Source organism: Romboutsia lituseburensis (assembly GCF_024723825.1).
Taxonomy (GTDB): domain Bacteria; phylum Bacillota; class Clostridia; order Peptostreptococcales; family Peptostreptococcaceae; genus Romboutsia_F; species Romboutsia_F lituseburensis_A.
Map to the genome: position 1 here is coordinate 1,090,648 of NZ_JANQBQ010000001.1, position 14,245 is coordinate 1,104,892.

The following is a 14,245-nucleotide window of genomic DNA, read 5'->3' on the forward strand; positions in this document are numbered from 1 at the left end:
CTATGAATTTAATAAAAAGTTCTTTATCTAATTTAAAAGGTCATAAACTTAGAGTATTTATAACTTTACTTTGGATTATAATGGGTATTACATCAGTAATACTTGTAAGTTCTATCGGTAATGGTCTAAAAAAAGAAGTTTTTAGTTCAGTTGACAAAGTCAACCCTAATAAAACAAGAATTTCATTTGAGCCTACAGATCAAAATATGTCTAGCATGACAGCATTTTTACAACCATTTGCTCTAAAAGATATTGAAGAATTATCTTTTGTGGAAGGCGTTGAAAGAATAGGACCTGCTAAGGAAGATTTTGATATGAACTCCAGTTATTTTTCTGAAGCATCTTTTGATAAAAAGACTACTTCTATTGAAGTAAATGAGTTGAAAAAAGATACAAAAGTAAAAGCTTCATATGGTCGAAATTTTTCTTTAGAAGATAATGATAGAAAAGTAATTATGATAACTATGCAAAATGCAACAGACTTATTTGGTGATGCAGAAAAAGCTATAGGTAAAGGTATAACTATTAGTGGTTCAACATTTGAAGTAATAGGTGTTGTTGATGAGAGTTCTCTGACTACTAACACTGAAGAAAATAACAGTGGCATGATTGCTGGTATGTATAGCGGTGACTTTACTTATGCTACATCTTATATGCCAAAGAAATCTTTTGATTCTTTAATGAATCAATACTCTTATCCAACTGAAATTTATGGACTTGATTTAATAGTTTCTAAAGGATATGATGTATCTGAAGTAGCTTACAGAGTTTGTGATAAGTTATATGATTTACATCCAGATATTGACGGTTCGTATAACCCTCAAGATCCATCAGAACAAACTCAAGAGCTTGAAGCAATGGTTTCTAAAATAAACTTATTTATAACTGCTATAACTGCTATATCTATGTTTGTAGGTGGTGTAGGTGTTATGAATATAATGTATGTATCTGTTATGGAACGTCAAAGAGAAATCGGTATTAGAAGAGCTATAGGTGCAAAGCCTAGACATATATTATTCCAATTTTTAACCGAAGCTGTATTTATAACGGTATGTGGTGGAATACTGGGAATAATAATAGGATTTATAGTAGTTAACTATGCATCTAACTATTTACCATTTAAAGCTATTCCTAATGCTAACAGCTTATTCTATGCATTTATTGCAACTGTTTTAACTGGAATCGTATTTGGTATTGTTCCTGCCCTTAAAGCATCTAAATTAGATCCAATTAAGGCCATTTACAAATAATACATACTAATTTTATATAAATAAAAATGAGTATACCTTAAACTTAAGATATACTCATTTTTTTATTTATATTTTTAATAAAATTCAACTTCTATAATCTTACCTAATCCTGACAAAGTATTTTTTAGTTCATTTAAAACATATAACTTAATACTTAATTCATTTGGAAAATCTGGATTTTGATGAGCTGGATTTATAGCTCTCCCTATTATAAATTTTATATGTGTACAATCCTCGTAAAGCATGCGAGCTAACTTCGATGCTCCATCATCTTCATATAAAAACTTTAAATCAGTTGCTACCTTTACTTTTTCTAATATTTCAGTTGCTTTTCTTATAGTTAAAACACCTTCTGTAACAAGATCTATTCCATTTATATAACCAATTGGCGGTATATCTTTATCAACTACTTTAAAACTTGTTTTAACCTCTTCATTTAGCTCCCTCGCAACAATATTTCCAGCAGTCCCCCCACAAACAATTCTTCTTCCATAAGTAGACATTATCTTTTTAACGATTTGATTATCCATTTCAGGATTTATAGGAGGTCCTGAGAATAATATAGCTTTTTTAGGCATAACTGCCTTTATAGTTGCAACTGTTGTATCATCTCCTGGTTGCTGCATATATAACTGGTCACATGCACCTAATAACAAATTAGTTACTGTCTTAGCTGACATATTTTTGTTTGTATTTTCCTTTAGATATTTTTCAATATCTTCCCATTGCCATCCTAAATTCAATACCTTCCCTACCCCAGCGTGCACAACTCCATCACTTACAAATACCAATATATCTTTTTCTTTAAGTTTAAACTTGCTTTCTTTTATTTTCCTGCCATTAATTTCAGTAGTACACCACTCTATTTTTTTTATTTCTCTATCACTTAAAAAGAAAATACTTGGATTATCAAATTCAGCAACATATGCCATACCATCGTTTTCAACTTTTATTATAGTAAACGTCGAATACGCTAAATTTCTTTGTGAACATACCGGAAGTGTATGTATAACAGTATCTACTACTTCTTCTATAGGTAGACCCTCTTTTAACATGGTTAAAGCTATCTTAGCTGTTAATGTAGCCAAAATATTAGCCTTTACACCACTGCCTAATCCATCTGACAAAACCGCAATAAACTTTTTTTCATCGTGGTAAAACTCAACTTTGTCTCCGCATAACTCTTCTCCATATTTATTTAAACTGCTGCTGGCAAAATCTATAAAAAATTTCATTTTTTACTTGTATCCTCCTGAATAAGATTTTTAAGTTGAGTTAATGTTACCTTTGTTTCTGCCGTAGTTTCACCCAATAAACTTGCAATTTCCTGTGCTACTGTCATTTGTTTATTTATAACTTTTTGAGCCATATTTATGGCATCTATTTTCATGTTCTGAATTGATTGTTGTTGTTTTTCATCCTTTGTTATATCATCTGCAATCCATAACATAACTTGGTTTTTTTCTAACCATATTATACTTTGTATTATTGTTGATTGATTATACTCTAGCAATACTTTTTCTTTATAGACATTAACCTTATTTTTCTTTATATTTTCAAATTTATTTCCATCTAAAAACATTAATATCGGAAGACCTATAGCCTTTTTATTTGTAATATCAAAAAACTTTTCAGCTGATGGATTTAATTGTACTATATCTAATTTTTTATTTATTATAGCTATCATATTAGGGGTCATATCAAATATGATATTTGTTAAATTTTCAGCTCTTTCCCTCATAAAAGGTAAGCACATATTTACTTCCGCCATATTATTATACACTGCTATAGCTTTTTCTTTGCATGTGTGATATCCACAACTACCGCAATTCAATTCATCATTTTTATCATGTTTCCCCATACTTTTCATTATTTCTCTTAATTCTTCTTCTGTTGGTTGCTTTAGTAAAATTTCTTTAGATACAAAATTCTTTTTTATAGAAACCTGTGAGATTATATCATTTATTTTAGAATTGTCTTGATTCTTTTCTTTGTTAACTCTTTTAGCGTATTGTTTAAGATTTTCCTTTCTTTCATAGCATGTTATATTATCATGAGGCATACCAGATCCATTTACACAGCTATGCCTACAACTATTCATATCAATTAATGAATTTTTAAGTTTCCCTTTTTTTAATTCATCTAATATTTTTATACAATCATCTATCCCATCGACTTGTATAATACTTTTTTTAGGATTTTTTTCTTCTATATGCTTTGTTGGCCCTCCAATTATAGGTAACAGTCTCTTATCTTTACTAACATAATCAAATGGCTCTTCACCAATAATTTCTAAATCTATATTTTTTTCTTTAAACCAATTTTGAAGTTCTTCAAATGTTAATACAATATCTATAGATTCATCATCATGTCCATCTGTTTTTTTAGCTAAGCATGGGCCTATAAATATAACTTTTGTCTCTTTTCCATATATACTCTTTAATACTCTTGCGTGAAATATTGCTGGAGATGCTACAGGTATAATATTATCATTGAAATCTTTATAATATTTTTCAATTAACTTATTTACCGAAGGACAAAAACTTGTTATATATGTTTTGTCATCATCTAAGTTTGCATATCTTTCATATTCGTTTATAATCGGATCTACTATTGATGCTGTTTCTTCTACATAATCAAATCCTAGCAGTCTAAGTGCCTTAGGAATTTTATTACTATATTTTCCAAATATAGATGCAAAGCTTGGAGCTATCGATGCTACTACTTTTTTTCTACCACTTATATAATGTTTAACCATTTCAATTTCTGAACGTATTAATTTTGCATTTTGAGGGCATGCTCTAAAGCATCTACCACATACAATACATCGATCTTTCATTATCTGAGCTTGGTCATTTTTAACCCTTATAGCATGTACTGGACAAGCTCTTAAACATGCATAACAATTTTTACAATTAACTTTAGAAAAACCCATAACCCACATTTTATCTTCCCCTTTATCTTTTAAATATATGGCATAAACTCAGCTTCAAATATTTGCCTTGCATTTTCTTTTGAAACAGAAAATACAATATCATCCCATCTCATAACTGAAACTGCATCTTTGCATTTACCCAGGCAAAATGAAGCACAAAGTTCTATTTTATCTCCTAATTTATACTTATCTATTTCTTCTTTAAAAATTTCTATAACCTCATATGATCCCTTTATATGACATGCACTACCTATACATATTTTTATAGACTTCATATATCTCACTCTCCCTAACCTATATACTTCTGTTTTATAAAAAATTAACTTAGCTTAAACCACCGTTTAGGAACGACACTTTATACTTTCAACAACTTCATCCGTTTCTTAAAATGTCCTATGAGATAATTTTAGTTTATTGATTATTATATATCTACAAAAAGTAAAAAAATACCTAATTCTAAATAATAGAATTAGGTATTTTTTATTAATCTTGTTCTATACTTTCAAATACTATATTTCCATTACATATAGTATAATTAATTTTTCCATATAATTTATGGCCTATAAATGGTGAATTCGATGATTTTGAAACGAATTCTTTTACTTCATATTCTTCATTAGGATTAAATATTACTAAATCTGCTTTAGCTCCTTCTTTTATACATCCACTTTCTAAATTATAAAGCTTAGCAGGATTTATAGTCATTTTTTCAAGCAGCTTCATTATGCTTAAATGTCCTTTTCTAACTAAATGAGTTACACCTAAAGCTAAAGATGTTTCAAGCCCTACTATTCCACTTGGTGATTTAACAAAATCTACATTTTTTTCTTCACTTGTGTGTGGCGCATGGTCAGTTGCAATTATTTCTATAGTATCATCTTGTAGTGCTTCAATTATGCTGTATTTATCATCTGCAGTCCTAAGAGGTGGATTCATTTTTGCATTAGTTTTATATATCAAAACGTCATCCTCTGTTAATGTAAAGTGATGTGGTGTCGCTTCTGCGTATACATTAGCTCCCAATCTTTTAGCTAGCCTTACAGCTTCTACAGAAGCTTTTGAACTTATATGTTGTATATTGACTTTTGCACCAGATTTTAAAGCTAGCATACAGTCTCTAGCAACCATAACATCTTCTGCTACATTTGATGCACCTACTATCCCCATTTGCTTAGATATTTTTCCATCATTTATCCCTGCACAAGTTATTAGTGATGGATCTTCTTCATGAAAACTTAATGGTACATTTAATTCTTTGGCTTTATTCATAGCCTCTAAAATTATATCGCTATTCATTATTGGTAAACCATCATCACTAAATCCTATAGCACCACTATTTTTAAGATTTTCCATGTCTACTAGTTCTTCACCTTTAAATCCTTTTGTTATTGATCCAACTTGCAATACATTTATAGGTGAATTGTTAGCTTTATTTTTTATATAGTTTAAAGTTTCTGTATTATCAACAATAGGATTTGTATTTGCCATACATACCACTGTTGTAAATCCTCCTCTTGCTGCTGAGTTAGATCCACTTTCTATGTCTTCTTTATAGGTAAATCCAGGATCTCTAAAGTGTACATGTACATCAATTAACCCAGGTGAAACTATACTTCCACTTGCATCAATTACTACTTCATATTCACTTGTTATTTGAAATTTACCTATCTTTTGTATAATATCATTTTTTATAACTATATCTAAAACTTCATCTCTTTTAGTACTTGGGTCTATTACTCTACCATTTCTTATAAGTATCATGTCTATAACTCTCCTTTTAGATATTCATACATAACTTTACATCCATCGTATATACTTAATAATGACGAAAATTCACTTTTATTGTGGCTTATACCTCTATAGCAAGGTATAAATATCATGGCTGTATCACAAATTTTGCTAAACGCCATAGCATCGTGACCTGCACCACTTGGCATAACCTTATGAGATATTTTTAATTTTTCACTACTCTCTATTAACTTTTTTTGTATATAAGAACTCATTTTAACAGGATCAAATCTACCTGTGTCTTGAGCAAATATTTCTACATTTCTTTTTTTCATAATTTCTATTATGGTGCTTTTCATATAAGATTCTATTTTGTCTAGACTATCTATGTCTATTCCTCTTATGTCTACTCCAAGAGTCACCTCACCAGGAATTACATTTAATACGTTCGGTCCATTGTTTATAACACCTACTGTAGTTACTGATTTTCTATAACTTTCATCCATTCCAATCTTTTCTAATCCTAATATAAGTTCTGATGCTGCACAAAGAGCATCATTTCTCATATCCATAGGTGTAGCTCCTGAATGTTCAGCTTCTCCTAATACACTTATTTCAAATCTTCTAGGACCTGCTATATCAGTTACTATCCCTACCTTTATTCCATATTCTTCTAATACTTTTCCTTGTTCTATATGTAATTCTAAATACTGCTTTATATTTTCAATCTTTTTAGGGTTTAAACTATATCCATTACTATAAAATATATCCACTATATGTCTACCTGTTTTGGAAACTAGTCCCTTTATATCATCTTTGGTTAATTCACCTGTTATTAGTCCACTACCTATAGTACATTTTCCAAAGTTGCTTGATTCTTCACATCTAAATGCAGCTACTCTTATTGGTATATCTAAATTTTCATATTTAGCCCACTTTAAAATTAAAAGCCCAGCTATTACTCCAGATACCCCATCGTATCTTCCACCATTTACCACAGAATCTAAATGAGATCCCATTAAGTAATATGGCTTTTGTGATATATCATTTGCAACATATGTATTTCCAACTTCGTCTATATAAGTATAAAATCCCTCTTCTTCACCCAATGACTTAAACATATTGTGCATATCATCTTCTACTTTAGTATATCCAAGTCTAGTTACTCCGCCATATGAATTGGCTCCAATATCGTAAAATTTGCTAAAAATATATTCTAAATACTCTATATCTTCTCTTTTTGAAGCCATACTCTTGTCCCCCATTGTTTGAATTTTTAACACATTTGTGTATATTTTTATTCTATTATACATTATGTAAAATTTATTTTAAACATAATTACGAATTATTTTTAATTTTATTATTGTATAATTCATATTTTAATTAGATTTATAATTATTTATTTTATCAACTTAAATATAAAATTTCTTTTTATATCAACAGCTTTTTTAGGACATAGTTCATGACAACAATAACATCTTATACAATTGTCTAAGTTTATAGTTACTTTATTCTCATTAAAGCTCATAACCTTAGCAGGACAAGCTTGTATACATTTTCCACACTTTATACAGTCTTTATGCCTAACAACTGGCTTAGGTGTTATTATCTTTGTTATAGGTTCATGTAAAAACTTAGGTAGGCTTGATTTTAGAAGTCTAAAATCTTTACTAGTACTTGGTATTTTAAAATCTTTTATTATTAACTTTTCTATATCTTCCCCTAATACTTTTATATCTGATAAATCTTCTTTTATGTATCCTCTTTTTATAGATCCTCTTAAGGTTGGTACTCTATCACTATTTAAATTTATAATTTTACAAGCAACAGCATCTAGAGCATAAGGACTTTGAGATGCTAACATCACGCCTATATGTCTTGGTACACCTGCAGATGGTCCATCCCCCTCCATACCTACGACTCCATCCATTATAGTTAACGTTGGATTTACATAAGAGCATATATCTAATAATACTTCTTCACAGAATAATTCCTCTGTAGGGAATCTATAATGTATTTCAGCTTTTTTTAATCCTGCTATGCATCCATATAAATTTTTAACTCCTCCAGTAAATGTAGCCATACCATGTGTTTTTAATTTACAAACATTTATTATGTAATCAACTTCAGTTATAGGTGTAATAATGTCCATGTATTTCAGTGCATTTGCCCTATCATTTTCTACTTTTACATCGCTTATATCATAGTTTAAAGTTACCCCTAACTCATCAGCTACATCTTTCATTCCGCTCGATTTGTAAATTCCCTTTAATGAACTTGCAGTATATGGTCCACCTGGACTATCTCCAATTATAACTTCACAATTTAATTTTAATAATTTTTCGCATAAGACTTTTACAACCATAGGGTGTGTTGTTGTTGCTTCCTCTGGTCTTTTTTTCATAAGTAAATTTGGTTTTATAAGAACTTTGCTATTTTTACTTACAAATTTCTCTATCCCACCTAAATCATCTAACATCATTTCTATAGACTTTTTTATATTTTCATACTCATAATCATTGCACTTTCTTAAAGACACTAAATTCATAATAAACTCCTTCTTATTCATGTTAATTTTAATTGTAAAATTTTAGAATAATTATATCTATAAAAACTTAACTATATAACTTGTAAATATTATTAATTATAAAAAAATCGCTTCACTTCTATCTCCAACGACTTCGTCCATTGCTCAGAATGTCATTTTTTACTTTCGTAAAAGCATTGAAATAACTATACTTAATACATTATCCACAGTTATTTATTTATTATAATACCCTTGCACGTAAAAAAATAGAGAAAGCTTACGCTCTCTCTATCTTATATCTATTAGTTTTGCTTCCCAAAGTGTCTTTCTAATAATCCTAAGAATGCTTTACCATGTCTAGCTTCATCTTTACACATTTCATGTACTGTATCATGTATTGCATCTAATCCTAATTCTTTAGCTCTCTTAGCTATTTTTAATTTTCCTTCTGTTGCTCCATATTCAGCTTCAACTCTAGCTTTTAAGTTAGCTTGAGTATCTGCAACAACAACTTCTCCTAATAACTCAGCAAATTTAGCTGCATGTTCTGCTTCTTCAAATGCTATTCTCTTATAAGCTTCAGCAACTTCTGGGTATCCTTCTCTATCAGCTTGACGACTCATTGCTAAGTACATCCCTACTTCTGTACATTCACCAGTAAAGTTAGCTCTTAATCCTTCTAGTATTTCATCATCTACACCTTGAGCTACACCTATTCTATGCTCATCTGCCCAAACCATTTCACCTTTCATTTCGTCAAACTTTTCAGCCCCAACTTTACATACTGGACAGACTTCTGGTGCAGTTTCTCCTTCATGTATATATCCACATACTGTACAAACAAATTTTTTCATAATTATTCCCTCCACTTTTTTATATTAATTTAATTTATTGTTTATTTTCTTATACTCTATATATACCCGAGTATATTTAATTTAAACAAATTTTTAAATTTTTCTCTTATTTATTTTAACATTTTTTGTTAATAACTCTCAACTCTTCTGTTAAAAATTATTGTAATACATAAATACCCTCCCCTATATTACTTTAAACATTTTTCATATAATATTTTTTAAATTTTTTACAAAATATTTTTCATTTATCATTAATAATAAAAAAGCCATTTAATTAAATGGCTTTTATTATCTATATTTTAAAATATTATAATTCATTTTCACTTTCTTTTACTATAGCACTACACATATCTTCTACATATACATCTTTCTTTTTAATAAAAGATAACTTTGTTTCAGCCATTATAATAGAAGTAAATATGATTGCACTACCTATAAGCATTTTTACAGTAACAATTTCTTTTAGAATTAAAACAGAAAAAAGTGTTCCAAAAACAGCCTCTGTAGAAAGTATTATTGCTGTTTTTGTACCATCTACCATTTTTTGGCATATAGTTTGAAGTAAGAATGCAATAGTAGTACTAAATATACCTAAATATAGCGCACCTAAGTACCCATTTACTTGTGTATCTATTTGCATTTCTCCCATAAATAGCTGACAAACTAAAGATAATATAAATGCAACTGTAAACTGAATTCCTGTTAATGCAATTGGATTATACTTTGATGCAAATTCACTTGTAAAAAATATATGAAATGCAAATCCAAATGCACATATTAAAGTTAGAAAATCTCCTATATTTATAGAAAGGTCTGCTTCTAAAGATAATATACCTATTCCTATAAGCGTCATTATACTACTTATTATACCAATTTTATCTAATTTTCTTTTGTACACAAAAAAACCTATAAATGGTACTATAACAACGTTGGCAGCTGTTATAAATGCATTTTTAGATGGAGTAGTATATAATATTCCTATCGTTTGAACTGTAAATGCTATAAATAAGAAAAATCCTAATATAGTACCTTTCTTTATTATCTCTTTATTTATGTTTTCTTTTATTTGTTTAAAAAATATTAGATTAATTAAAATAGACCCTATAAAAAATCTTAACGTTAACAACTGTAGTGGAGTTAGACCTCCATCTAAAGCTAACTGTGTACCAACAAAGCCACTCCCCCAGATCATGGCAATCAATATCAATCCAAATTCCGCTATATGCGCCTTAAACAATATTTACCCCCTCCTCAAGTACCTATATATTTGTGATCAAGCCCTCTTAATTTAACATTAGTATAATAAATGATTTTTGTAAACATAATTATTGTAGTTTTTATATTTTTTTTTATTTTCCAAAAATTTTTTAATGTATTATAAAAGACTATATTAACTATAGCCTTTTATAATTACTATTTTATGAATTTAAATGTAAATGGGTATTCATAGTCTTTATGATATCCATATTTTATCATACCTATTATAGTCATTACAAAATATGCAATACTTACAATTGGCATTAATATAGTCCCTATTAGAACTATTATTAATAAAAATGATATAATTTCATATATTACAAATGTTATATGAAAGTTCAAAAGTCTTTTTCCATTTATTTCAATAAATGATGAATCCTTACTATATTCTTTCCACACAAAGTAAGATACTATGAATCCTATTATATTAAACACTACTATTGATCCTGCCATTAATAACATAATCAAATTTTCTCTTGGTATTGATTTATTATACTCTTCCATACTTTCTCCTTTCATCAACTAATTCCTAAAATTTCCCAGGAAAATATTTTAAATATCTAATTTAAGTTGTTCAAAGTAAATTTCATTTTTATCAATTTTTGTTTTTTGTATTTTTTTTATTATGTTCATTTTTAAAAGCAATTTTTTTATTGCTCCGAAACTTTCTACTGCAATATTTTTATTACTTACTTTCAGCAAATATCCTGCCGATGTCTTATTTATTGATAGTTTATGTTCATCCATTATTATAGATACTATGTTTCCTTTTAAATACTTAACTGCAAATGTCTTTTCATTTTTAGAAAATATTTCAACTAGACTGTCTGCAATTTTAAGCTTACTTTTATTTTCATCATTTTTATTATGCATGCAAACTTTATAAAGTAATGGCTCTATAGACTTTAAATCATTCAATATAACTTTAGAACCTTTAAGATTTATACAATAGCCCTCAGTGCAAGCTTCTATCTTTATATTTTCACTATCAATAATTACTGAAGATATTTTACCTTTAGTATAATATATGATGTAAGACTTGTTTATATTAGCTAATATTTTAACTATTCTGTTTGGTAAATACATGTAATTCCCTCTTCTCAATAAATCTCATTTGCTTATTTTTCACCGTCGATAGATAAAATATAACATTTATATACATTTTTTACAACATTTTTGATTACTTTATGAATTAATTACATATAGTTAATATAGTTTTACTTTCATATAATATGTTTAGGTTAAAAGTTTTGTTCAGCATTACTAAAAAAGCAGATTTGAAATTTATTCAAATCTGCTTTTTTATATATTATTATTTAACAATTATTTTTATAAACTTTTTCTTACCTATTTGTACAACTAATTCACCTTCTGCATTTATTGCTTGAGGATCATCTATTTTTTCACTATTTACCTTAACTCCACCTTGTTTAACTAATCTTCTTAACTCACTTTTACTTGGAGCCAATTTATTTTCAACAACGATTTGAGCTAAATCAAAATCTGTAGAACTCGCTTCTACTGTTAATATATCTACAGGTATTTGTCCTTTTTGGAATACTGATTTAAATCTTTCTTCTGCGAAGTTAGCTTTTTCGTCTCCATGGTATAATTTTACTATTTCTTTAGCAAGACCCATCTTTATATCTCTTGGGTTAACTTTATCTTCTTTTAAATCTTTTTCTATTTGATTAACCACATCTGGATGAATATCAGTTACTAAGTTGTAGTATTTTATTATAAGTTCATCTGGTATTTCCATAGATTTTTGGTACATTACACCAGCTTCTTCATCTACTCCAATGTAGTTTCCTAAACTCTTACTCATTTTATTAACACCATCTAATCCCTCTAATAAAGGCATCATTATAACAACTTGAGACTCTTGACCAAATTCTTTTTGTAATGCCCTACCCATAAGTAAGTTAAATCTTTGATCAGTTCCTCCTAATTCTATATCAGCTTTTATAGCTACTGAGTCATATCCTTGCATTAATGGGTAGAAGAACTCATGTACTGATATTGGAGTATGGCTTTCATATCTCTTTTTAAAATCTTCTCTTTCTAGCATTCTTGCGACAGTTATAGTTGCAGCTAACTTAACAACATCTTCAAAGTTTAACTTCGCTAACCATTCACTGTTAAATCTAACTTCTGTTTTTTCTTTATCTAAAACTTTAAATATTTGTTCTTGGTAAGTCTTAGCATTTTCTAAAACTTGTTCAGTTGTTAATGCTTTTCTAGCACTAGATTTTCCTGTTGGATCACCTATCTTACCTGTAAAGTCTCCTATTATTATTACTACTTTATGTCCTAAATCTTGTAACTGCTTCATCTTTCTAAGAACAACAGTATGACCTAAGTGTATATCTGGAGCTGATGGATCAAGACCTAATTTTATAACTAGTTGACGTCCTTCTTTGTCAGCCTTAACTAATTTTTCTCTAAGGTCTTTCTCATCTATTATATCATCTACACCTTTTAATATTATTTTAATTTGATCGTCTAAGTTTATCATTTTTTACCTCCAACTATTTATATTTTAAATTGCTAAAATTTCATTTTATTAAACAATACATCGGCGCCAATATCATATTTTCTAATATTGTTTAATTTTTTGTATTAAAAAAGCTCTCATCCTATAAAAGGACGAGAGCATTGCTCACGTGTTACCACCTTAGTTTATTAGTATTTCACAATACTAACCTTATTAGGTACGCCAAAACTGATTATACCTTTGCACTATAACGTGTGCCATCCCGATTTTCCTTAATGGGTGTTATCTTTCAGAAAAATTACTCTAAGATGTATTCAAACTAACTTAACTTGCTCCTCTCACCAACCGGAAACTCTCTGTTAGACTACATTAGCTTTACTTGTTCTTATCAACGCTTTTAAATATTTTAATATTTAATATTAATATATTAGTTATACACTTTTTTGTCAACCCTTTTTAATATTTTTAGGTATAAATCCTTCAAAAATTATATTGTCACTATACTTATATGCAAATTTCATTTCATTTTCATTTTTTATAGTCCAAGATATTATTGGCTTTTTCTTTCTTAATATTTTAATTTCCAAACTATTTATTCCTTTTATGCCATAGCAAATATAATCGGGTTTACTATAAAAATTAAATATCATATCTTTTAAAGCAATCTTTTCATACCATTTGAAAGATGACTCTTTAAAATTAAAAGATAGTTGACCTCTTATAACCTCTTTTGCATGTTGTTTATACCAACTAACAATTCTTGGATCAAATGATTGTATAGAATATTTCCCTTTATAATCTTTAACTGTATTATAAACATCTTTACTTAAGTTTATGTAATCTTTGCTCTTTTTTATTTCCACAAGTAAAGGAACTCTTTCATCTATCAAATTTATAACATCCTTAAATAAGGGAATTCTTTCATTTGTATTTAATAATGTTAATTTATTTATTTCCAAGTAAGTTAAGTCGTTAACATTACCCTTGTATCCTGTCATTCTATAAAGTGCATTATCATGAAAAATCACAATCTTTTTATCTTTAGTGTACTGAACATCTAGTTCTATTCCATATCCATATTTTATTGCATTTCTAAATGCGCCCATAGAGTTTTCTGGTATTATCTCATTATAAAGACCTCTATGAGCAAATGGAATTTCTTTAAGCCAACCTATATTTTTAGACACAGCACAACAC

13 protein-coding genes and 1 other annotated feature are annotated in these 14,245 nt (G+C 28.4%); of the genes, 1 reads left to right on the plus strand and 12 read right to left on the minus strand.

Annotation, left to right across the window (positions count from 1 at the left end):
• Positions 1 to 2 precede the first annotated feature (2 nt).
• Positions 3 to 1,250, plus strand: coding sequence for an ABC transporter permease (locus tag NWE74_RS05360; protein ID WP_258242204.1), 1,248 nt, complete (start codon positions 3 to 5; stop codon positions 1,248 to 1,250).
• Between the two features lie 74 nt (positions 1,251 to 1,324).
• Here the strand turns inward: NWE74_RS05360 and NWE74_RS05365 are convergent, their stop codons facing one another.
• The 12 genes from NWE74_RS05365 to NWE74_RS05420 all read right to left on the minus strand — a co-directional run bounded on the left by NWE74_RS05365 (position 1,325) and on the right by NWE74_RS05420 (position 14,235).
• Entirely contained in the window at positions 1,325 to 2,485 is a 1,161-nt protein-coding gene (locus NWE74_RS05365; RefSeq protein ID WP_258242205.1) for a serine/threonine-protein phosphatase, read from the minus strand.
• Positions 2,482 to 4,194 carry a [Fe-Fe] hydrogenase large subunit C-terminal domain-containing protein gene (locus tag NWE74_RS05370; protein WP_258242206.1) on the minus strand — a complete coding sequence of 571 codons (1,713 nt, stop codon included), beginning with the start codon at positions 4,192 to 4,194 and terminating at the stop codon, positions 2,482 to 2,484. Before NWE74_RS05370 ends, NWE74_RS05365 begins: the two co-directional genes overlap by 4 nt.
• A gap of 20 nt (positions 4,195 to 4,214) precedes the next feature.
• The gene (locus NWE74_RS05375; protein WP_258242207.1) at positions 4,215 to 4,460 is read right to left on the minus strand and encodes a (2Fe-2S) ferredoxin domain-containing protein; all 246 of its coding nucleotides are present in this window, start codon (positions 4,458 to 4,460) and stop codon (positions 4,215 to 4,217) included.
• Between the two features lie 208 nt (positions 4,461 to 4,668).
• A complete protein-coding gene (locus NWE74_RS05380) occupies positions 4,669 to 5,946 on the minus strand; it encodes a dihydroorotase (RefSeq protein ID WP_258242208.1) in 1,278 nt (425 codons plus the stop codon).
• A 2-nt stretch (positions 5,947 to 5,948) separates the two neighbouring features.
• Entirely contained in the window at positions 5,949 to 7,163 is a 1,215-nt protein-coding gene (locus NWE74_RS05385) for a hydantoinase/carbamoylase family amidase (protein WP_258242209.1), read from the minus strand.
• 149 nt (positions 7,164 to 7,312) lie between these two features.
• Complete coding sequence (locus NWE74_RS05390; protein WP_258242210.1) at positions 7,313 to 8,461, minus strand: DUF362 domain-containing protein; 1,149 nt, start codon at positions 8,459 to 8,461, stop codon at positions 7,313 to 7,315.
• 281 nt (positions 8,462 to 8,742) lie between these two features.
• Positions 8,743 to 9,294, minus strand: a complete 552-nt coding sequence (locus NWE74_RS05395; RefSeq protein ID WP_258242211.1) for an NADH peroxidase — start codon at positions 9,292 to 9,294, stop codon at positions 8,743 to 8,745.
• A gap of 307 nt (positions 9,295 to 9,601) precedes the next feature.
• Positions 9,602 to 10,531: a DMT family transporter gene (locus tag NWE74_RS05400; protein ID WP_258242212.1), complete on the minus strand. Its 930-nt coding sequence runs from the start codon at positions 10,529 to 10,531 to the stop codon at positions 9,602 to 9,604.
• 176 nt (positions 10,532 to 10,707) lie between these two features.
• Complete coding sequence (locus tag NWE74_RS05405) at positions 10,708 to 11,055, minus strand: DUF4870 domain-containing protein (protein WP_258242213.1); 348 nt, start codon at positions 11,053 to 11,055, stop codon at positions 10,708 to 10,710.
• A 48-nt stretch (positions 11,056 to 11,103) separates the two neighbouring features.
• The gene (locus NWE74_RS05410; RefSeq protein WP_258242214.1) at positions 11,104 to 11,637 is read right to left on the minus strand and encodes a hypothetical protein; all 534 of its coding nucleotides are present in this window, start codon (positions 11,635 to 11,637) and stop codon (positions 11,104 to 11,106) included.
• A 226-nt stretch (positions 11,638 to 11,863) separates the two neighbouring features.
• Positions 11,864 to 13,069 (minus strand): tyrosine--tRNA ligase, encoded by a 1,206-nt coding sequence (gene tyrS, locus NWE74_RS05415; protein ID WP_258242215.1) that lies wholly within the window; start codon positions 13,067 to 13,069, stop codon positions 11,864 to 11,866.
• A 124-nt stretch (positions 13,070 to 13,193) separates the two neighbouring features.
• Positions 13,194 to 13,449 (minus strand) — a binding site (T-box leader).
• 45 nt (positions 13,450 to 13,494) lie between these two features.
• Positions 13,495 to 14,235, minus strand: a complete 741-nt coding sequence (locus tag NWE74_RS05420; protein ID WP_258242216.1) for a glycerophosphodiester phosphodiesterase family protein — start codon at positions 14,233 to 14,235, stop codon at positions 13,495 to 13,497.
• Positions 14,236 to 14,245 lie beyond the last annotated feature (10 nt).